At 69.7% G+C, this 19,491-nt stretch carries 15 protein-coding genes, 1 tRNA gene and 1 pseudogene; 8 read left to right on the top strand and 9 right to left on the bottom strand.

The window, feature by feature from the left end; all coding sequences use genetic code 11:
- The first annotated feature begins 156 nt into the window (after positions 1–156).
- On the top strand, positions 157–1,869 hold the full coding sequence (locus MTF69_RS28655; RefSeq protein ID WP_243339072.1) for a serine/threonine-protein kinase: 1,713 nt from the start codon (positions 157–159) through the stop codon (positions 1,867–1,869).
- 214 nt (positions 1,870–2,083) lie between these two features.
- Here the strand turns inward: MTF69_RS28655 and MTF69_RS28650 are convergent, their stop codons facing one another.
- Both MTF69_RS28650 and MTF69_RS28645 read right to left on the bottom strand, forming a co-directional pair.
- On the bottom strand, positions 2,084–4,711 hold the full coding sequence (locus tag MTF69_RS28650) for a hypothetical protein (protein ID WP_243339041.1): 2,628 nt from the start codon (positions 4,709–4,711) through the stop codon (positions 2,084–2,086).
- Complete coding sequence (locus MTF69_RS28645; RefSeq protein ID WP_243339040.1) at positions 4,704–6,197, bottom strand: hypothetical protein; 1,494 nt, start codon at positions 6,195–6,197, stop codon at positions 4,704–4,706. The genes MTF69_RS28650 and MTF69_RS28645 overlap by 8 nt, the downstream gene beginning before the upstream one ends.
- 280 nt (positions 6,198–6,477) lie before the next feature.
- Here MTF69_RS28645 and MTF69_RS28640 point away from each other — a divergent pair, with 280 nt between their 5' ends.
- The 4 genes and pseudogenes from MTF69_RS28640 to MTF69_RS28625 all read left to right on the top strand — a co-directional run bounded on the left by MTF69_RS28640 (position 6,478) and on the right by MTF69_RS28625 (position 9,827).
- Entirely contained in the window at positions 6,478–6,735 is a 258-nt protein-coding gene (locus tag MTF69_RS28640) for a hypothetical protein (protein ID WP_243339039.1), read from the top strand.
- Positions 6,699–6,914 (top strand): annotated as a pseudogene (locus MTF69_RS28635) (site-specific integrase); the annotation flags it as partial. The gene MTF69_RS28640 and the pseudogene MTF69_RS28635, both read left to right, overlap by 37 nt.
- A 603-nt stretch (positions 6,915–7,517) precedes the next feature.
- Positions 7,518–8,078, top strand: a complete 561-nt coding sequence (locus MTF69_RS28630) for a hypothetical protein (protein WP_243339071.1) — start codon at positions 7,518–7,520, stop codon at positions 8,076–8,078.
- Positions 8,079–8,498: 420 nt separating this feature from the next.
- Positions 8,499–9,827 carry a cytochrome P450 gene (locus tag MTF69_RS28625; protein ID WP_243339038.1) on the top strand — a complete coding sequence of 443 codons (1,329 nt, stop codon included), beginning with the start codon at positions 8,499–8,501 and terminating at the stop codon, positions 9,825–9,827.
- 26 nt (positions 9,828–9,853) lie between these two features.
- On the opposite strand, the gene MTF69_RS28620 is transcribed toward MTF69_RS28625, so the two are convergent.
- The 5 genes from MTF69_RS28620 to MTF69_RS28600 all read right to left on the bottom strand — a co-directional run bounded on the left by MTF69_RS28620 (position 9,854) and on the right by MTF69_RS28600 (position 15,207).
- Positions 9,854–10,690: an SDR family NAD(P)-dependent oxidoreductase gene (locus MTF69_RS28620; protein ID WP_374324135.1), complete on the bottom strand. Its 837-nt coding sequence runs from the start codon at positions 10,688–10,690 to the stop codon at positions 9,854–9,856.
- The gene (locus tag MTF69_RS28615; RefSeq protein ID WP_243339037.1) at positions 10,687–12,006 is read right to left on the bottom strand and encodes an NAD(P)/FAD-dependent oxidoreductase; all 1,320 of its coding nucleotides are present in this window, start codon (positions 12,004–12,006) and stop codon (positions 10,687–10,689) included. Before MTF69_RS28615 ends, MTF69_RS28620 begins: the two co-directional genes overlap by 4 nt.
- On the bottom strand, positions 12,003–12,764 hold the full coding sequence (locus MTF69_RS28610) for a hypothetical protein (protein ID WP_243339036.1): 762 nt from the start codon (positions 12,762–12,764) through the stop codon (positions 12,003–12,005). Before MTF69_RS28610 ends, MTF69_RS28615 begins: the two co-directional genes overlap by 4 nt.
- 5 nt (positions 12,765–12,769) lie before the next feature.
- Positions 12,770–13,933 carry a hypothetical protein gene (locus tag MTF69_RS28605; RefSeq protein ID WP_243339035.1) on the bottom strand — a complete coding sequence of 388 codons (1,164 nt, stop codon included), beginning with the start codon at positions 13,931–13,933 and terminating at the stop codon, positions 12,770–12,772.
- A gap of 182 nt (positions 13,934–14,115) precedes the next feature.
- Positions 14,116–15,207, bottom strand: a complete 1,092-nt coding sequence (locus MTF69_RS28600) for a polyprenyl synthetase family protein (RefSeq protein ID WP_243339034.1) — start codon at positions 15,205–15,207, stop codon at positions 14,116–14,118.
- A 556-nt stretch (positions 15,208–15,763) separates the two neighbouring features.
- On the opposite strand from MTF69_RS28600, the gene MTF69_RS28595 reads away from it, so the two are divergent.
- The gene (locus MTF69_RS28595; RefSeq protein WP_243339033.1) at positions 15,764–17,230 is read left to right on the top strand and encodes a site-specific integrase; all 1,467 of its coding nucleotides are present in this window, start codon (positions 15,764–15,766) and stop codon (positions 17,228–17,230) included.
- Here MTF69_RS28595 and MTF69_RS28590 read toward each other — a convergent pair.
- Positions 17,196–17,269, bottom strand: a tRNA-Pro gene (locus MTF69_RS28590). The genes MTF69_RS28595 and MTF69_RS28590 overlap by 35 nt on opposite strands.
- A 155-nt stretch (positions 17,270–17,424) precedes the next feature.
- Here MTF69_RS28590 and MTF69_RS28585 point away from each other — a divergent pair.
- On the top strand, positions 17,425–18,138 hold the full coding sequence (locus tag MTF69_RS28585; protein WP_374324128.1) for a transketolase: 714 nt from the start codon (positions 17,425–17,427) through the stop codon (positions 18,136–18,138).
- Positions 18,139–18,157: 19 nt separating this feature from the next.
- Complete coding sequence (locus MTF69_RS28580) at positions 18,158–19,057, top strand: transketolase family protein (protein ID WP_243339032.1); 900 nt, start codon at positions 18,158–18,160, stop codon at positions 19,055–19,057.
- 9 nt (positions 19,058–19,066) lie between these two features.
- On the opposite strand, the gene MTF69_RS28575 is transcribed toward MTF69_RS28580, so the two are convergent.
- On the bottom strand, positions 19,067–19,489 hold the full coding sequence (locus tag MTF69_RS28575; RefSeq protein WP_243339031.1) for an MmcQ/YjbR family DNA-binding protein: 423 nt from the start codon (positions 19,487–19,489) through the stop codon (positions 19,067–19,069).
- Positions 19,490–19,491: the final 2 nt, after the last annotated feature.

Raw genomic sequence — 19,491 nt, 5'->3', positions numbered from 1 at the left:
AGGTCCAGGCCGTCGGCGGTGAAGGCCGGGCCCTGGTGTCCAGGCGTCGCCGACCAGCGGAACCGGCAGCAGGCCTCAGAGCCGGATTGACCGGCGCGATACGTTTGGCCACGACCTGCCGCCATGTTCGACCGTTGAGGATCCGCTTTGAGCTCTGTGATCAGCCCGCTGCTACCTGGCGACCCGCTGCAGATCGCCTCGTACAGGCTCATCGGCCGTCTTGGCTCCGGTGGCATGGGCACGGTGTACGCGGCACTCGATGCTCAGGCCCGCAGGGTTGCACTCAAGGTGGTGCACCCTCAGTTCGCCACTGATCCGCAGTTCCGCGCCCGGTTCCACCGCGAGGTAGGCGTAGTCCGGCGTGTCTCCGGACCCTGCCTGGTGCCCTTCGTCGACGCCGACCCGACAGCCGACGTCCCTTGGCTCGTCACGGGCTACGTACCGGGTCCCACCCTGAACGAGCACCTGACCGTGCACGGTCCGCTGTCTGGCGTCCAGCTCCATCTGTTCGCGTCCGGCACAGCGGCCGCGCTGGCCGCTGTGCACGCCGCCAAGGTCGTGCACCGTGACCTCAAGCCGGCCAACGTGATCCTTTCCCCACACGGACCGCGCGTACTCGACTTCGGCATTGCCCATGTGACGGATGGAACCGCGGTCACCCGAACGGGTGTCATGACAGGCACTCCGGGCTGGATCAGCCCCGAGCAGTACCGGGGTGGCATTGTGGACAGCCTGGGAGACGTGTTCGCCTGGGGTGCGCTCGTCGCCTACGCCGCCACCAGCCGCCCCGTGTTCGGAAAGGGAGCCCCCGACGTGGTCGCGTACCGGGTGCTGCGCGAGGAACCCGATCTCGAAGGCGTACCGCACGAGCTCCTGGGAGTGATCGCGTCCTGTCTGGCCAAGGAACCCGCCCAGCGCCCAGCCGCCAGCGACCTCGAGGAGGTCACGTCCGACCTGCTCGGCAGCGCGGCGACTCAGCTGCTCCCCGTCACCCCGAGGCAGTCGATAGCGGTCCATGACCTGATCGCCACCCAGTGGCGCATACCCACCTTCGAAGACCCCGCCTGGAGCACGGCTGCCCAGCATCCGGAGGCAAGGCGCGGAGCCTTGTTGCGGCGCGGGGCGCTTGTCGCGGGCGCGGCGGCCGTCGGCGCTCTCGGTGCTGCGCTCCTCAGCCTCCTCCCCCCAGACGACTCTCCGAGACAGCCGGTAGCCGGCTCCACTGCATCACCGCCTCAGACTCGGGACGACGCACGGCCGCCTGCCCCGCAGCCATCGAACACCGCCACGGCACCCACCATGTCTCCGGCCAAGCCGAGCACGACGCCGACCGTCGCCGTCCAGCAGCTGACCCAGACCCAAGTCCACACCATCGCTCCGTGGGCCGTCGGCGGCAACGCCCCCGCCAAGGGAATCGTGGTCACGGGAGATGCCGTCGGATCGTGCTGGAGCAGCTCGACCAAGACGCAACGCACGGACGCCTGGCGCTGCACCGCCGACAGCAGCATCCTCGACCCCTGCTTCGCTCCGGACGTCGGCCCGGAACACCCCGTGCTTCTCTGTATGGGAGCCGACCCGAGCCGCATGCGGCGCCTGACGCTCACCGAAACTCTCCCTGGCAACAACTTCCACATCCCCGGCGGGCCCATCCCGACGCCCTTGATCATCGAGCTCGCCAACGGCAAGACGTGCACGTTCGCCAGCGGCGCCACCGACTCACTCGCCGGCGAGCGCCTCAACTACCTCTGCGACGGCGGTGGAAGCGTGTACGGAGATCTAGACCAAGCCCGTCCCCTCTGGACTGCCGCCTACCGGGCAGACCAGGCAAACACCACCGTCAGCACCGCCATCAAGGACGCCTACCAGTAGTGGCACCACCGCCACCCCTGACGACAGTCCAAAGGGCCATGACGCTAGCAACCGAACGAGACCTCCGCTGATCCAGCCGGCAGACCACGTAGCAAATCAGACGCACACAGCGCCCGCACTCGTGGTCGGGCGCCCACCGGATCGGCCCGGCCTTGCCCCGCCCGGGTCACTCCCCACCGTGGACCAGCCTGCGACCCCTTCGCCTGCAGCGATGCTACGGCTCCGGCCCCTCCAGACCGAGGTGGGCCAGCAGTTCCTCCGCGAGGGGGAAGGGCTGGTTCTGCGGACCGTGGTTGACACGCTGTCGCCCCGACAGGCCTCCCCCTGCCCAGAGCGACCCAGGGGTCGTGATCCCGGTCAGGCGGTAGTGACGCCACAGCATCGGGGCGCCGTGGCTGCCGCCAGAGATCTCGACCAGGTCCGGTGCGCTCCAGATGACGAACGACCACTTGCCCTGCGGGCCGACCGCCCAAGCCCCCACGAGGTCGCCCCCGTCAACCAGGCTGACCGCTTCGAGCGCGGCAAGGGACGGGGTGCCGAAACCTCCGGTCACCTCCAGCAGGTTCGCCGCCCGGCGGCGTGCCTGTCGCCCCCGCTCGGTCAGGCGGTCGACCGCGTCGGCCACCACGTCTCCCTGAACCACACGGTCGCAGAGGTCCAACACGGATTCCGGGTGGACAGCTCCGGCGAAGGCCCGGGCGAGGGGCCTGGCGTACTCCTCTATGTGCGCGGCTTGCGCTTCGACGAGCAGATGGCTCGCCGCGCTGCAGGTTCGCTCGTATTCGAGTCTCTCCTCGTCGTTCTCCCCTCCGACGACCTCGGCCCGCAGTACCGCCAGCGCTACGGCCGTGAGGCTCCCGGCCGAAGCGAGTGCCGGGTCCGGGAAGTCCCGTGCCACGGTGGCGGTAATAGCGCGGGCCAGGACGGAGAACCACGACCGGTCACGCATCGGCCAAGCCCCGCGGGCGACGGTGCAGATCACCAGATGGAGCGAGGCGAGGCGCCTCACCGGGTCGTCCAGTCCAGCCGCACCCTCGGCCAGCCGAGCCGCCCAGAGCTGATAGCGCCGCCGGTCTCGGTCGCGCCGTTCCCACAGGTCGGGCACGACCGCACCCGGTGTGGGCGCCTCGTCATCGCCGTTGCCGCCGTCGTCCAGCCCAACCTCGTCTGCGTCCGAGAGGTCTTCGTACCAGGCGGGCAGCGATACCGGCTCCGGTTCCGGAGCGGGCGTTCCGGTCGCCGTGGCCGGCAGACCTAGCGCGAAGTGGACCAACGGCTGGCCGAGGCCCCGGCGGGCGCCATCCAGGTATGCCTGCCATCCGGTGTGATCGCCGACGGACTCGTGAACGGCGCTCCCCCCGCTTCCGCTCCCGGATGCCGCGCCGACAGCCGCCAGTGCATCCAGTCGTAGTTCGGCGAGCGACCGGGCGAACTGCTCGGCCAGCGCGGGGTCCTGGAAGAGATCGTCCGGCGCGGTCGCGGGTGTCGGTCTGGTCGCCCCGCCGGGCTTCCGACGCGTCCGTACCGGGTCCGTGACGAAGACGATCCCACCGGGACCATCGGGCCCCATCGTCCTGATGCGGCTCCCACCCTCCGCGTCGGCCCCGCCTCCGGAGAACACCGTCTCCGACTCCCCAGCGGGCACTTCCCCCAGGGGCTGCCACGCGCCCAGTTCGTCGGGATCACTGTCACGGCGCGAAAGCTGGAGCGCCACAGCCTCGTCGGCCTTGCGGCTCAGCTGTACGGAGATCCCCTGCGGCGTACGGACGGCCCCGAGAAGCACCGCGGTTGTCCGACGGTGATCACTGTCGGGCTGCGGCGGCCGAACGTCGTGCAAGGCGCTCGCATCGGCGGGAGCGCCGGCCGGAGCGAGCGAATCGATGACCGGTGCGATGACCCCGATCTCGCAGTTGCCACCTGAGCCGGCCATATGCACCAGCGCGGCGCACGAAAGGTTCGGGCTGCCGGTGAGGGCCCAGCGCCGGCCGTCGGCCACCCATTCGATGAGTTTGCCGTGGCGATACCGGTCACGTTCGTCGTCGGCGCGCAGCAGACCGCCCGTCCTGCGCAGGAGTTGCTCCACCCCGGAGCCGTCCAGTTCCGTGTGCCCCGGCTGGTAGCACACCACGAAGCGGGCGGGGCGAAGACGTCGCACCAGCAGGTCGAGTGCGCGGGCCCCGCCGTCGTGAAACGGCGCCGAGACGACAAGCTCGTCCACCGGGCCCACCGGAAGCTGGTCGAGGATCGGCGCGTCCCCGTTGGAGACGAACCTGGCCTCCTTGGCCGCGGGTGCGCCCTTGGCCGTGTGATGGTCGAGCAACTCGGCTGTGCACAGGAGCGCTTCGCCCGAACCGTGTGCGATGTCCACGACATCGGGCAGCCGGCGCAGCCAAGTGGAAAGGTCCCGGAACAGGAGGGGGGTGTGGGCCCCGTCGGCGCGCACCACCGTCCACAGCTCGGAGTTGGACTGCCAGCCGGCGAGCGTAGCGTTCCCGGAGCCGATGGCCACCGTCGCGCGCTCCGGACCTGCCAGGACGACCAGCTTGGGGTGGAAGGCGCCGTCGCAGGAGGCCAGCCCGGACGTGTACTTGATACCCGCGCCGAGCACAGCCCGCGGGTCCGGGTTCGCCATGTGGGCATCGCCGATCACGGTGAGCCGCGCGCCCGCCGCCTGGACCGGGCCCAGCGCGAAGCGTTCCAGGAACCCCAGATCGGCGGTATAGCTGAGAAACAGCGCCTCCTCCGCCTGCTGCCCCTGCTGCCGGAGTTCGTCCAGGATGAGCTGGAGCGGGGAGGTGAAGGATCGAGTCGTCCCCTGGCTGTACTCGCCCGTGTCACTCACAGAACGCCATCCCCTCGGCTATGACGTGCCAGCGGCCTGTGTCGTCCGTCGTCAGGACCCCACACCCGGCGAGCACGCTTGCGAGCCGGTGGAGCCGCAGTGCCACATCGCCGTTTCCCTCGTCGCCGATCTTGTACAGAAGTCCCTCGCGTTCCTGGAGCTTCGAGGGAACCCAGAGCGTCCCATCGCCTCGGGGCGTTGCCTTGGCCAAAGAGACGCGCCTGGCCCGCCGGAGCAGCAGCGACACGAGGTCCCCGGCGAACTTGTCCAGCCGCTGACCGGCCCGGTCGTCCAAGTACCGGGCGAACCACAGCGGATAGAGTTCGCGACGGCTTTCCCGCTCCGGCCCGTGGAAGGCCCGGGCTACCAGACCGGTGAGTTCCTCGGCCCGGCGCGCACCGAGGGCGAGTACGCCGAGCTCGCGCAGCGGAACCGTTGACGCCCGCTCCCGCCAGGCCGGCTCCGCCGCGTCCGGGAAACCGGACCGGTCCAGCGTCCGCGGAAGCTCTGCCCTGAACTGTCGCACCGTCAGGTGCCCCATGCCCTCGGTCGCCGCAGCCACACGGTCACGCAGTTGCTCCTCCGACATCAGCCCGCACACCTCGCCGACCAGCCAGGACCACAGCCGACGCCACGCTCCGACGGAGTAGGTGCGCAGCACCAGGCCACGCCAAGCGAAGGTAACGCCCAACTCCGCCAGTTGCGAACGCTGTTCGAGGTAAGGTCCGAAGGCGAACACCGCCGACAGGTCCCGCTCCACGGAGCGGATCTCGCAGTCCCGCACCACGCGACAAAGCAACTGGATCGTCTCCCGGCGCGTGGTATCGGGCCCATCCGGCCCGTCGTCGGCTTCGGTGGCACACATCAGTCGTGCCAGCCACCGGCCGTCCGGCTGGTGGCCGCCGCGGCAGAGACACAGCTGGTCTGCGTGCGCCTCCAGCTGCTCGCGTGTGAGTTCCTCCTCGCGAGCGAGTTCCAGGACCGGTTCGAGGCCTGCCCTGATCGCGGCCATATCACAGTTCGCGCCGACCGTCGGGAACCGCGAACTCGCCCCCATGATCCCGAGCTCACGCTCCGGGCCGGAGTACGGACCCCAGAATCCCCACGCGCTCTGCGCATGTACACCGGCCTGCGCGGCTCCGGCCACGGAGAAGGTCCCGCCCTGCAGCCGGGGTGCGAGAGCCTGCTCCCCGTGTGCGTGACCGAACCCGGGGATGTCGTGCCGGTGCCAGTGGGAGACGGCTGCCAGAACCACTTCGCTACGGCGTACCAGCTCTTGCGCCTCCCGGACCGGGACCTGGCGTTGCGCGAACTCATCGGCGAGCAGGGCGTGCAGGGCGTAGTACCTGGCGTGGGGTGTCGCCGTGGTGACCGCCGGAACGAGCCGCCCCACGAGGCCGCTCGCGTACCGCTCCACGGCCAGCGGAAAGCGGCCACGCCGCGACACTTCGATCCCCGGTACCGACCACTGAGGCCCCTCCAGCACGCTGGACGGTCCCGTACCCGCACCCACTCCTATGACGGATTCCACAAACTGTAGAGATATCACGGCCCCGTGCCCGTATGGCACGCCGGGGCGCCAACCAGGGTGCGACAACTGGGGCTGGGGAATTCCCAGAGGGCTTCTCACCCACAGGCTCGTTGAGCACGCACGCGGCCTTCCATCGGATCCCCCTCGGCGACGCGGTCCGACAACACCGCCTCCCACGCAACGCCGCCACCCCCAGCCCTAAGGCGACCACCGTCGCCACCGGGCCGACCCCGAGATGGCCGACCTGTTCGAGTTCCTCATCGGCACCAGCCTGCGCAAGGGGGAGGCTCTGGGCCTCCACTGGGACGACGTCCACCCGAAGGAAGGCGTCTTCTACGTCCGCTGCACCCTCTCAGCCATCGACAACAACCGCCTCGTCATCACCACACCGAAGACCCGATCCAGCCGCGGCTGGATCGCCATCTCACCCCGCGTCTGCCACCGCCCGCCGGCACCGTGCACGAACAACGCCCTGCACGCGCGGCGACCCTGACGACCCATTCGCCGGACTCGTCTTCTGCCGACCCGGCGGCCGCCCGCTCGGACCACACCAGGTTCCTCGACCGGCTTCGCCGACTCTCCGCCGAAGCCGGCGTTCCCAGGATCACGGTCCACGACCTGCGACACCTGGCCGCCACCATCACCGCGAGCGTGCCTCTGACCGTCGTCTCCAAGACGCTGCGGCACTCCACCCTGTCGACGACCGCCAACATCTACAGCCACCTCACCCAGCAAGCAGCCCGCGAAGCCGCACCATCGACCACACCCTCACCGGGGCCGAGAAGGCCAGCCACCACACGGGTCGTGCCGCATGGCTGCGACCACCACGCGACCACATCCACCGGCTCCACGAGGCTGGCCGCCGACTCCGCTCCCCCGCGCCGCCGGCCTTCAGCGCTACGGCCGACCGGCCACAAACTGGACGTGCGACCACACTGCGATCACCATGGCTCCAGACGCACGAAAGGCCGCCTTCCCATTTCTGAGAAGACGGCCTCCGACCTGCGTAAGCGCTGGTCGGGACGACAGGATTTGAACCTGCGACCCCTTGACCCCCAGCCGGGGGTATTTTCTGGATATAACAGACTTAATTGGGGCGCAAGTTGTGCGCAAGAGGCTCGATCGTGTGCCATCGCGCACACCGTGTGGTCCCCAGCGAACCGCTCTGTCCTGCCATCAGGGTCGGAGACAGCGGAGCGGACCAGTGCGCCCCGTACGAGTGATCATCGGTGTGTTTACGTGGAGGCATGGGCCGTCGTCACCAAGGATGCGCGCATGCGCCTTACATCTTCCCTCCTGAGCCGTGCCCTCGTCCCCTTCGTCGCCTCCGTCGCACTGCTGACCACGACCGCCGCCGCTTCATCCGCCGCGCTGGAGTCGTGCGGTTCGGTCATCACCGCCCCGCTCGCACCGCCGGTCCCCGCCGACGATCCCTGCCCCAGCACCGACCCGGTCGTGTGCCGCATCCGCGTCCTGCCGATGGACGAGAAGGTGGAGGCTCAGCGGACCCGGATCCGCTACCACGGCCTCCTGGAGGACATGCACCGGACCGAGGCGAACATGCGCGAGTCGGGAGCCTCCGAGGAGGAGATCGCCAGGGAGCTGGTCGACATGCGCAACCAGGCCAAGGAGATCACCCGAGCCGGCATGACCCCGGAGGAGGTCCGCATCCTGGAGGAGCGGAACACGGCCAAGTACGGCAACCCTCTCGGGCCCACCGCGGACCAGCTCTACGCCAAGTACGGATCCTGGGAGAAGGTCACCGACGCCTCGATGCGTACCAGCTACGCCGTCGACCGCGAACTCAGCCTCGAATACCACCCCTGCCCCGTGTGACAACCAGCCATCCGAAGGCCACCCCAGGCCACGGCCTCGCCGCGGGTGAGCGCCCGGATCCGGCCAGTGCCGATCATCCGTACGAGATGGCGATCTTGTGGGCCGGGTCGGCTGGTGTCCAGCATGGGCGTCCCCCGCCGCGGGTACCACGCCGGAGACCGGCAGCCTGCGGACCGGGTCGGCGGCTTGATCGTGATCGTCGCCAGCACGGAACGGCAGCACGCCGCTCACGGCGACGCGCTGGGGCGTCAGCCAGCATGCCGGCTCGGAGGCACGGCGCAGGAGACGGTCGACGATTGCACCCTTGCGCTGGTGTGCGCCCTGGTAGCCGAGCTCGCCCCCTGTGCATCATCCGTTGCGGCATGACCTTGCCGCGCTTGCGTTCGCGTTGACGTCGTGCGCTGATGGGAGAGTTGGCCCATGGGAGTCGCCCGAGAGGTTCCGGGAGCGTGGCCACTGCTGGGTCACGCATTGCCGCTGGTCCGGCGGCCTCTGTCGTTCGTGACAGCATTGGCCCGATCCGGCGACGTTGTGCGCATACGGCTCGGGCCACTGCCCGTGTACGCCGTGACCGATCCGGCGCTGGTACACCGCGTCCTGGTCAGCGAGGCCCCGAACTTCAAGCGTGGGCGCTTTCACGAGCGGGCCACGAGGGTGTTCGGCCAGGGGCTGTTGGCAACTTCCGGCACGGTGCACGTGAGCAGACGCCGAACTGTGCAGCCGGCCTTTCACCGGGCACGCATCGACGCGTACACGAAGGCCATGTCGGATGCCGCAGTCCGCATCAGCGAGTCCTGGCATCCGGGCCAGGTAGTGGCGGTCGACCATGTGATGAACGACCTGTCACTGGCCATGCTGGCGAGCACTCTGTTCCCCTCCGAGTTCGGTGTGCGTGCTGCGGCCGAGCTGCAGCACGCGGTGCCCCTGATCACCCGTGCGGCAGTGGTACGCGCCGTGCTTCCGGCCGCCTGGGCCAAGCTGCCCACCCGGGGGAACCGTCGCTTGGAAACAGCGCTTGCTGGACTGGATGCCGCTGTCGCCGAGGCCATCGCCGAATGCAGGAGCACCGGCCGGGACCAGGGCGACCTCCTCTCGATGCTGCTGGCGGTTCAGGACGCGGAAGGGCGCGGGCTGACGGACCGCGAGATCCAGGACCAGGTCATGAACTTCGCGGTGGCCGGGGTGGAGACGACCGGAGCCACGCTCGCGTGGGTGTTCCACGAGCTGGGGCGCAACCCCGAAGTGGAGCAGCGTCTACATGCCGAGGTCGACGGCGCTCTGGCCGGACGAGCACCGGGCCATGAGGACCTGACGACACTGGAGTTGACGGGCAGAGTGATCCTTGAGGCGCTGCGGCTGTACGCGGCGTGCTACATAACTCGGCGCACCCAAGGCCCGGTCGAACTCGGAGGAACCCGGGTGCCCGCCGGCGCGGAGGTTCTCTTCAGCCCCTACGCGTTGCACCGCGATCCGCGCTGGTTCCCCGACCCGGAACGGTTCGACCCAGACCGCTGGCTTCCCGAGCGGGCCGCGCAGATACCGAGAGGCGCGTACCTTCCGTTCGGATCGGGTGGGCACCAGTGCATTGGCAATACGTTCGCGCTGGCCGAGATGACAGCGGCGCTGGCGGTGATCTGTCAGCGCTGGCGGCTTCGCCCCCTGCCCGGCGCCGAGGTACGTCCGGTGGCCAGGGCCACGGTTCATCCGAGTCAGCTGCCCATGACCGCTGAATCCCGCACCGGAGGCTGAGGGGCGGCCGAGGCGTGCCGCCGCGATCAGGTGGATTTTCGGATGGTCCGTTGGATGATGGCGTCCACGAGCCGGGGCGTGTGGCGGCGGGCCCGCCACAGTGTGGTGGCGCCGCGTCCGGGGAACGCGTAGTGGCGCCCTCGGGCCAGCGCGCGTTCGAGGTCGTCCAGAACGACTCTGGGGTGACTGCCCCGAGCGCTGCCGACCAGGTGCGGGTTCTCATTCCGCATACGCTCGACCATGGGAGTTTCCACCACGGCGGGGCAAACGCAGACCACACGGACGCCCGATCCCCGGGTTTCGGAAGCGAGGACCTCGCTGAAGGCGATGATGGCGGCCTTGGATGCACTGTAGGCACCCGACTCGTTGACGAAGACCCATCCCCCGATCGAGGCGATCAGGGCGATCTCGCCCCGCCCGCGTTCAACCATCGCCGGGACGGTGGCCCGTGCCACGTTGACCGTGCCGAAGTAGTTGACGTCCATCACCCGGTGGATGTCGCCGAGCGGCTGGTCGAGGAGGCGGCCGGCGACCTCGATGCCTGCGCAGTGCACCACACGGTCCAGCGGGCCGAGGTGCTGCTGTGCCTGCCCGGCCGCGGAGGTGACGGCACCGAGGTCGGTGACGTCGCAAGGGATTGTGGTGATGCGCGGTGAAGCCGTTGCTGTCTCGCGGAGCCCCGCTTCGTCGATGTCCAGCGCCACGACGCTCGTTCCCCGGGCTGCGAGGGTCTGTGCAACGTAGCGACCGATGCCGCTGGCCGCGCCGGTCACCAGGGCGGTGGACGGCCCGACGCGCGGGGCCCGTCCTGGCACGGCTCGGTCCGCGCGGTGGCTTTCATGTGCTGGGTTCACCGCGTTCATCTCCCTGGGACGAGGATCCGGCGGAGGATGCCGGGGCGGGCCAGTTGGCGGGGTGAGGCTGTCAGGCCGATCAGCTGGACCACCGCGGTCGCGACGGCCGGGTCCCGGGCAGCTGCGGCCATGGTCCTGCGGAAGCAGGCGCCGAGTACGTGTGACGCTCTGTTTCCCTGGTTGATGCTGTAATCCCCGCAGGCTGCCACCCGCCATGACTGGCGAGTCGTACGGTGGGCCGCCTGGAAGAATCGGGGGGCGAGCGGGCCGCCCCGGCCGAGGCAGTCATCGAGCTCGATGGCCTGAGCCACCGCCATCGCCATCCCGCTGCCGTAGACCGGGTTGATCGAGCAGATCGCGTCGCCGATTACCAGAAGGCCAGTGGGAAAGCGGCGCAGTCGCTGGTAGTGGCGGCGGATACCGCTCGGGAAGCGGTGCACGGAGACGGGGTCGATGGCTTCCGCTCCGCGCAGGTGGCGCATCACGTCGGCGGGGGCGATCTCGGCGGCCGCCGCCAGGAGTTCATCCGCGTCCCGGGGCGGCCGCCGACCGGAGTAGCTCTGCAGTGAGAGCACCCAGGTACCCGCCTCCTGGGCGACGAAGGTCATGCCCAGCGGCTGCTGTTGGGTGGCTCCGATCACCACGGCCCGGTCGGTACCGAGGACGTCCGGGGGCAGGGAGAAGTGCCGGCTGGCGTAGCTGACGTCTGCCGGTATGCCCTGCTCCGGGGCCTGCTCGTAGCCGAGCTGTGCCAGCCAGGCGCCACTCCTGGCTCCCCGGCCGGTCGCGTCCACCACCAAGTCGGCCGCCAGCTCCCGGCCGGCTGCGTCAGCCTGTCCGGAGTGCACCCGCACCCCGCGCACCCCGCTCCGCCCCGAGTGGTTGCGGTCAGCCAGCAAGGCCGAGGCATGGGTGCCCTCCAGCAGCGTGACTGCCGGATCGTGCAGGACACGTGCTCGGATCCGCTCCTCCAGGAACGGGCGCGAGGCCAGCAGGATGTCGAGCCCGGCGTCGTTCTGTCGTAACCGATGGCCGTGGAAGGTCACCCGGACCTGGCTGCCCGCCTCGGCGGCCACGGCCCCGTCGGCCAGGCATTGGCTCAGCAGCCCGGGAAAGAGCGCGTCGAGCTGCTGTATGCCTCTGAGAGCCAGCAGGCTCACGTGCGGTCCCTGCGGGACGCCGCGGCGGGCCACGCCAGGGCGGAGCTCGCTGATCCGATCGCGTTCGACCACCGTCACCCGCGGGAAGTGGCCGGCCAGTACGGCGGCGGTGCACAGTCCGGCCATCCCCCCGCCCACGACAACGGCGTGAGTGCGGCCCGTCATGCGGCCTTCCGGCCGGCGAGGTAGTCCCTGGCCAGGATGATGCCCTCGTCCAGTGAGGCAGAGAAATCCTCGAAGTAGCCGATCGTTCCGTCGGGCAGCCTCGTGGGGACCCGAACATGCGATGCCTGGGCTGCACGGGGGATCAAGTGCATGGGCCAGCTGCCCTGGATCGAGCGCCGGACGAGTCGCACGGCGGCCTCCGAGAAGGGGGCCTTGAAGTCGGCCCAGATGACGGCGTGCTGCCCCTGGCGACGGGCGTCGTTGCGCAGGGTCGCCACCTTCCTGGGGACGGACAGGTAGTCCGGTGCGGTGATGCTTCCGTGATGGACGCCCACGACCTGGCTGCTGCCCTTGCCCGTGGGGTCGAGCGGGGCGAGCAGGTCGTTGACCGCAGGCATGAACGTGTAGCAGAAGAGGTTGTCGTACCGGTAGCGCCAGCGCGGCAGCCGGTGGTCGCTGACGGGCGTTCCGTCGGCAACGCGGCGCTGCCCGAGAAACGCGAATCCCAGATGGGGGTGTGCCGGGTCGAACGCCTGGAACACTGCGAAGACCGATTCACCAGGGTTCCGCAGGGCCGCCCCGAACTCCGCCTCCAGGCACCAGACGTCGGCCGCGCCTCCGGTGACGGGGGCGTAGCCATCGCAGTCGGGGACCACGTAGTGCCGGGCGGGCACACCCTGCGCCGTGAGGGCGGCGGCCGCACCGGAGAACGCCTTGCCCAGGATCTCGGTCGCCTCGTCGTTCCAGTGGGTGCTCATCGGGCTCACTCCCGTCGGTCCGGCCTGCTGAGGGCGACCGCGTAGTCGCCCATCTGATCGTCGAACGTCTTGCGGTAGAGCTCTTGGTGAAAGCGGACGAAGCACAGGGCCGGGGCGCCGACGAGGGGAGAACCGGTCCGGGCCCGTAGTTCGGCGGCGCCCCTCGTCAAGGAGTCGACAGTGCGGCGGTAGAGGGTGGTGACACGGTCGAGGCGGTCTTCGAAGTGAGCGAGACCCTCCTGCCCCGGGAGGTGGCGGATTCCGTCGAGGCATACGTTGAACTCGCCGAAGCCGACGTCTTTCTTCAACCGTGTCAGCAGCGCACCCTCAGCGGCCTGCGCCTGCCACAGGACCTGCGCCAAGTCGCCCGCAGGCGAGGCGACCGCTGCGGCGCGCAGCCGGGCGACCAGCTGGCGCCGGTCCTGCGGGGCCTGCTCCAGCAGCCGCGTCCCCACGTCGTTGACCAGTCGTACGAGCAGGGCCGCATCGGTCAGGAGCCGCTGAACGCTTCCGTCGTCGAGCACGTGGGCGTAGGCGGGCAGGGGGCGCACGACTTCATTGATCAGCCCGGTGTAGTAGGCGATCGTGGAGACGACCATGATGCTGTCGGTCCCGATTCCGAGCAGGGCCTCCAGATCCGTGGGGCGCTCGATGAGCAGTCGCTGCACGGCCGTGTACCGGCGCGCGAGCCCGGTGATGAAAAGGTCCCAGGTCGCCAGGGAGCGTACGACGTCCGCCATGGCGAGCCCGGAGGTGATGTTCGCCAGCAGACACGGGGCCACCGAGAACTCCAGTCCAGCCGGGTCCTCGCCGGGATGCTCCCGCCCGAAGGCCGCGGCGAGGGCTCGGTGCTCGGCCTCGTTGTTACTGCTGCGGAATGCGGAAATCCGGCGGGCCGGGTTCTCCCACCCGGCGAACGCGGCCCGTGCGGGCCGGGAGTCCATCGCGCGAAGGCTCTCGGCAGCAGCCGGATTGAACAACCGCAGCACCTCCTCGCGCTCCTGCCCGGCCGGCACGGCTGCGGTCACTCCTGGGGCAGCCAGTCCGATGGCCAGGTTGTCCGAGACGACCTCGTAGATCTGGTGCACGCTCATGAACGTGCCGTGCACGCTCAGCGCGTCCGCCTCGTCCTGGTCGAGGGGCATGCGGTCCAGGAGGGCGCCGGTCATGCTCACCAGTTCCTCCAGAGCGATCAGCCGGAGCCAACGACGCGACAGCGAGGGGTGATCCAGCAGCCATCCGCAGTAGCGACGATAGGGGCCTTCCGGCAGCAGGGCCAGACTGTCCCTGTATGCCCGGACGGTGCCCCGGAAGCGGAGGGCGCTCCGATCGGTCTCACCCTGGGCGGCGTTCATTCGGCTCTCGCCGTAACCGATTCGGCGAGCTGCCGCAGCATGTCCGCCGCCGGCAACGAGAACGGCGCCGCATCCAGAGCGCGCGCCGCCTGCCCGCTCCGGACGCTGATCATTTCCTCGACCGATTCAAGGGCTCCGGTGGCGACGATTATCTTCCGTATTCGGCCGGCCCCCTCCTCGTCGAGCCCGGGGTCACCGACCAGGACTCGGAGATCGGCCAACTGGCGGGGTTCCGCACGCTGCACGGCGAGAGCCATCAGGCTGGTGTTCTTGCCGTCCCTCAGATCGTCGATCACCGGCTTCCCCGTCCTGGCCGGGTCGCCGAACACGCCGAGCACGTCGTCGCGGAGCTGGAACGCCTCGCCCAGCGGCACGGAAAAGGCCGTGCATGCCCGGAGGAGCCCTTCGTCCGCATCCGCCAGCGTCGCGCCAATGTGCAGGGGGCGCTCGCAGGTGTACTTCGCCGTCTTGTAACGGGCGATCGTGAGCGCACGCTCCAGATCGCCGGACAATCGTCCCGTTCCAGTGACGTCGAGGTACTGACCGGCCATCACCTCCGTACGCATCGTGTCCACCAGCGCCAGCACGGCTGCCAGCCGCTGGGGAGTAAGCCCCGCGGTGTGCACCAGCTCGTCCGACCACGCCAGAGCGAGGTCGCCGATGAGGACCGCCGCCCCCACGCCCATCTGCTCAGCCCTGCCCTCGCGCAGACCTTCGGCGTGCCGGGCAGCCAGGACACGGTGGAGGGCCGGCGCCCCCCGGCGGGTCGCCGAGGCATCCATGACGTCGTCGTGGATCAGCGCGAACGCGTGGAACATCTCCAACGACGCCGCCACTCCCAGCACAGGCCCGGGCGCAGGTCCAGACCTGCCTGCGGCGTACCAGCCCAGCAGACAGAACAACGGCCGCACGCGCTTCCCGCCGGAGAGGACAAAGCGTCCCAGCACTTCCGTGGCCTCCTCAGGGAGCACGGCAGCTCCGTCCAGGTCGCCACGCTTGTCGTAGAAGAAACCGGCCAGGCGATCGTCGACCGCCTGCCGGAGCCCCCTGATCTCCAACCCCGGCCCGTCCAGCACTTCTACGCTCACCACGCCCCCTGTGTAGCCGTGCCGTGAGGTCGGAGACCGTCCAGCGCAGAAACGATTCAGCATGTCCTGTCCGGAGCTCGGCCTCCGGCCCCGGGCAGTAGGCATACGCCCTGCAACCAAGCCGGGAGCAGTGCGCATAACGGAAGGTAGCCAGACCACACCGATCAGCGATACACGCATCTCGGCCAGGTGAATCGCAGGGCACGGCGCAAAGCCCACCGCCGACCTTGGGGCATCCCGGCTGAGGGAGCCGCCGCAACGCCATCAACGCAACGACGAGGTCCGCGTAATCAAGATCCGAACCATTCCCGGACCACCCACCCCGGCGCCGCAGGGCTCAGCCAAACATCACTGCTGGGCAGCAGGGGTGTAGCGCGTGTATCAGCAAGAGACGAAGAGCTGCTGGTACGTCTGCGAAGCTGGATCAAGACGCCACCCTTGGCGCGCAGACAAGGGGAAAGCGCAGGTCACAGGGGCGCATGGGCCGTGGTGATCGCGGGTGGTCGCACGAGACTGGAGGTGTCGACCTTTCCTCCGCCTCCTGGAGGCGATCCCCATGCGTACCACCGGCGACCGCGGCCGCATCTACCGCAGGTGTGGCTGCCGGGACACATTGCGTCACCAACTCGGAGCGCACTGCCCCCACCTGCTCGCTGACGGTGACCACGGGACGTGGACCTTCGCGGTCGACGTCCCGGCACCACGCCACCGCCGGACGACGGTCCGCCGTGGCGGCTTCGGCAGCCACGACGCGGCCGAAGAGGCGCTGCGGAGGTTCCTGGAGGGCGAGGCCGGCGGGTTCAACGCCGACCCGAACCAGAGCGTCGACGCCTACCTGAGTACGTGGCTGGCCGCCAAGGCGCTCGTGCTCAAGCCGACCACCATGGCGCGTTATCGGGACTACGTTCACAACGATCTCGTCCCGGCCTTCGGCACCCTGAAGCTGGACGAGCTCGGGCACCGCCACATCGCGGCCTTCGTCACCGGCGAGCTCGCGGCCGGCCGCGGCCAGACCACCCTCTACCGATGCCTTGCCACCCTCTCCAGCGCCCTGGGCGACGCCTTCCGCCAACACCGCCTCCCCCGCAACCCCGCCAGCCCACCCGTCCTTCACCGTCCGCCGTCGCCGGAGCGGCGGATCTGGAGCGCGGACGAGGCCGTCCGCTTCCTCCAGCACTGCCATCGGGTAGACCCGGAGATGGCCGACCTGTTCGAGTTCCTCATCGGCACCGGCCTGCGCAAGGGAGAGGCCTTGGGGCTGCACTGGGACGACGTGCACCTGCGCGAACGGGTTCTGTACGTACGCTGCACCCTCTCCGCAATCGACAACAACCACCTCGTCATCACCAGCCCGAAGACCCGTACCAGCAGGAACTGGGTCGCCATCTCGCCCCGCGTCGCCACCGCACTCCAACACCGATCCCAATCAAGGGCCTACTCCCGCACCGATCCAGGCGACCCGTTCTCCGGACTCGTCTTCTGCAGACCCGACGGCCGGCCGCTGCGCCCACACACCGTCCTCGACCGGCTCCGGCAACTCTCCAAAGAGGCTGGTGTACGGCGGGTGACCGTTCACGACCTGAGGCACCTGGCCGCCACGATCACCATCACCGCCGGCGTCCCCCTCACGGTGGTCTCCAAGACGCTGCGGCACTCCACCCTCTCGACCACCGCGAACATCTACAGCCACCTCACCCAACAGGCCGCCCGCGAAGCCGTCGACACCATCGACCACACCCTCACCCGGGCCCAGAAGCGAGACGCCCGACGGGCCTGGCTGGAACGGCTGCGACCACCACGCGACCACATCCAGCTCCTCCGCGAAGCCCTCAACTGGCTCCGCGCCTCCGCCCCGACCGGCTTCCACCCCACCGCCAACCAACCCCAAAGCGGACGTGCGACCACACCGCGACCACCAGGACTCCGGGCATGGAAAAGGCCGTCCTCTCAAATACGAGAGAACGGCCTCCGACCTGCACAAAGCAAAGTCGGGACGACAGGATTTGAACCTGCGACCCCTTGACCCCCAGTCAAGTGCGCTACCAAGCTGCGCCACGTCCCGATGCCCGTTGACCTGGGGTTTCCCCTGGTTGAACGCGCAGGAGAACGATACCGCACTTCCGGCAGTGGTCGCGCGCACCTTTCCTCTCCGCGGCGGAGTGAGGGCGGAGTGAGGGGTGTTGACCTCAAGTGCGCTTGAGGTTGCACGATCGGTGCATGACGCCGACAGCACCCGTGGATGCCCGCTTCCGCTACGAAGGCCTGGGGGCCCTCATGGCCCTCATGGCCCTCATGACCGGGGCCGAGAAGCACGGCCCCGCCGCCACCTCCACGCTCGACGCGCTGTGGGTGCTCTACGACCGGGTCCTTCGGGTCGGGCCCGGCAGCGCCGGGGATCCGGGGCGGGACCGGTTCCTGCTGTCCAAGGGGCACGGGCCGATGGCCTACTACGCCGTCCTCGCGGCCAAGGGGTTCTTCCCCGTCGACTGGCTCGGCGGGTTCGGCGCGTACGACTCGCCCCTCGGGCACCACCCGGACCGCACCCTGATCCCCGGCGTGGAGATCGGCAGCGGCTCCCTCGGGCACGGGCTGCCGCTCGCCGTCGGGAGCGCGCTCGGACTGCGGGCCCAGGGGCTCACCGACCCGGCCGTGTGGGTACTGATCGGGGACGCCGAGCTGGACGAGGGAAGCAACCACGAGGCGATCGCGTACGCCGGCCCGGCCGGTCTGGAGCGTTTGCACACGATCGTGATCGACAACGACTCCGCGACCCACGGCTGGCGGGGCGGCATCGCCTCCCGTTTCGAGGCGGCCGGCTGGTCGGCGGTCACCGTGGACGGGCGGGACCACGCGGCGCTGCACACGGCGTACACCACACCTCATCCGGGCCGACCGCACGTCGTGGTCGCACGGGTCGAGAAGAAGCACTAGCGAGCTCCGAGGGGGAGACATGGACACCATGCGCGAACGGTTCATTTCGGTCACATCGCGTGCGCTCGACGAGGATCCCCGGCTGGCCCTCGTGCTGGCCGAGATCACCATGGACGGCTTCCGGCCCGCCCAGGGCCGCCATCCGGACCGGGTGATCAACGTCGGCATCCGCGAGCAGCTGCTGGTCGGCGTGGGCGGCGGCCTGGCCCTCACCGGCCTGCGCCCGGTGGTGCACACCTTCGCCAGCTTCCTCGTGGAGCGGCCCTTCGAGCAGGTCAAGCTCGACTTCGGGCACCAGGGCACGGGCGGGGTGCTCGTCAGCGCGAGCGCGAGCTACGACTGGCCGGCCGGCGGGTTCACCCACATGGCGCCGGGCGACGTGGCCCTGCTGGACACCCTGGACGGCTGGACCGTGCACGTCCCTGGCCACCCGGACGAGGCCGAGGCGCTGCTGCGCCACGCCTACGCCGCCGGGGACGACAAGGTCTACGTACGGCTCTCCGCGCAGTCGAACAGGGCGGCCCGCCCCGTCACCGGACCGGGCTTCCAGACCGTACGGGAGGGGCGTGCGGGCGTCGTCGTCGCCGTCGGGCCCCTGCTCGACAACGTCCTCGCCGCGACCGGGGGCATGGATGTGAGCGTGCTGTACGCACCGACCGTACGGCCCTTCGACGACGCGGCACTGCGCGCAGCCGTCGGCCAGGGCCCGGCCGACGTGGTGCTGGTCGAGCCGTACCTCGCCGGTACCTCCACGGCTGCCGCGAACCAGGCACTCGAAGCGGTCCCGCACCGGGTGCTCGGCCTCGGGGTCGGCCGCGCCGAGCTGCGCCGCTACGGCACGATCGACGAGCACACGGCGGCGCACGGACTCGACCCGGCCGCACTGCGCGCACGGATCGCCGCCTTCATTTCGCGGTGAGCGACCCCGTCACTCCGCGGTGACCGGCCCCTTCGGCCCGGGACGGTCCAGTTCCGGATGGGCCGCCACCAGGCGCTTGGGGGCCACCTGGCGCCACGAGTCGGTCAGGATCGAGCGCAGCTCCGCCGCGTCCTGAACCGCCCCGAGCCGGACCCGTAGCCACGCGTAGTTGTCGTCGTGGCCGGGCCGTATGAAGAACTTCTCCGGCTCCGCCGCGATCAGCTCGGCCCGGTCCTCCTGGGGGCACTTCACCCCTATCGAGGTGTCGTCGTCGGCGAGCGCCGCGAAGATCTTCCCGCTCTTGCCGCTCTTGCCGCTCTTGCCGTTCGCTCCGCCGCCCACCCTGAAGGTCGGCATGCCCCAGGCCAGCTTCTCGCTGCTGTCCGGGAGCGACAGCGCGATCTTCCGGACGTCCTCCGCCGTCGTGGCCATCC

The sequence above is a fragment of the Streptomyces sp. AP-93 genome, assembly GCF_022808175.1.
Classification (GTDB): Bacteria; Actinomycetota; Actinomycetes; order Streptomycetales; family Streptomycetaceae; genus Streptomyces.
This window is presented reverse-complemented; position numbering and strand designations above follow the sequence as displayed.

What these genes read in the sequence shown, in the direction of transcription:
- MTF69_RS28580 (WP_243339032.1), top strand. Translation starts at nt 18,158, where the DNA reads ATGGACACCATGCGCGAACGGTTCATTTCGGTCACATCGCGTGCGCTC.
- MTF69_RS28595 (WP_243339033.1), top strand. Translation starts at nt 15,764, where the DNA reads ATGCGTACCACCGGCGACCGCGGCCGCATCTACCGCAGGTGTGGCTGC.
- MTF69_RS28620 (WP_374324135.1), bottom strand. Translation starts at nt 10,690, where the DNA reads ATGAACGCGGTGAACCCAGCACATGAAAGCCACCGCGCGGACCGAGCC.
- MTF69_RS28610 (WP_243339036.1), bottom strand. Translation starts at nt 12,764, where the DNA reads ATGAGCACCCACTGGAACGACGAGGCGACCGAGATCCTGGGCAAGGCG.
- MTF69_RS28630 (WP_243339071.1), top strand. Translation starts at nt 7,518, where the DNA reads ATGCGCCTTACATCTTCCCTCCTGAGCCGTGCCCTCGTCCCCTTCGTC.
- MTF69_RS28605 (WP_243339035.1), bottom strand. Translation starts at nt 13,933, where the DNA reads ATGACCGGCGCCCTCCTGGACCGCATGCCCCTCGACCAGGACGAGGCG.
- MTF69_RS28615 (WP_243339037.1), bottom strand. Translation starts at nt 12,006, where the DNA reads ATGACGGGCCGCACTCACGCCGTTGTCGTGGGCGGGGGGATGGCCGGA.
- MTF69_RS28640 (WP_243339039.1), top strand. Translation starts at nt 6,478, where the DNA reads ATGGCCGACCTGTTCGAGTTCCTCATCGGCACCAGCCTGCGCAAGGGG.
- MTF69_RS28585 (WP_374324128.1), top strand. Translation starts at nt 17,425, where the DNA reads ATGACGCCGACAGCACCCGTGGATGCCCGCTTCCGCTACGAAGGCCTG.
- MTF69_RS28625 (WP_243339038.1), top strand. Translation starts at nt 8,499, where the DNA reads ATGGGAGTCGCCCGAGAGGTTCCGGGAGCGTGGCCACTGCTGGGTCAC.
- MTF69_RS28575 (WP_243339031.1), bottom strand. Translation starts at nt 19,489, where the DNA reads ATGGCCACGACGGCGGAGGACGTCCGGAAGATCGCGCTGTCGCTCCCG.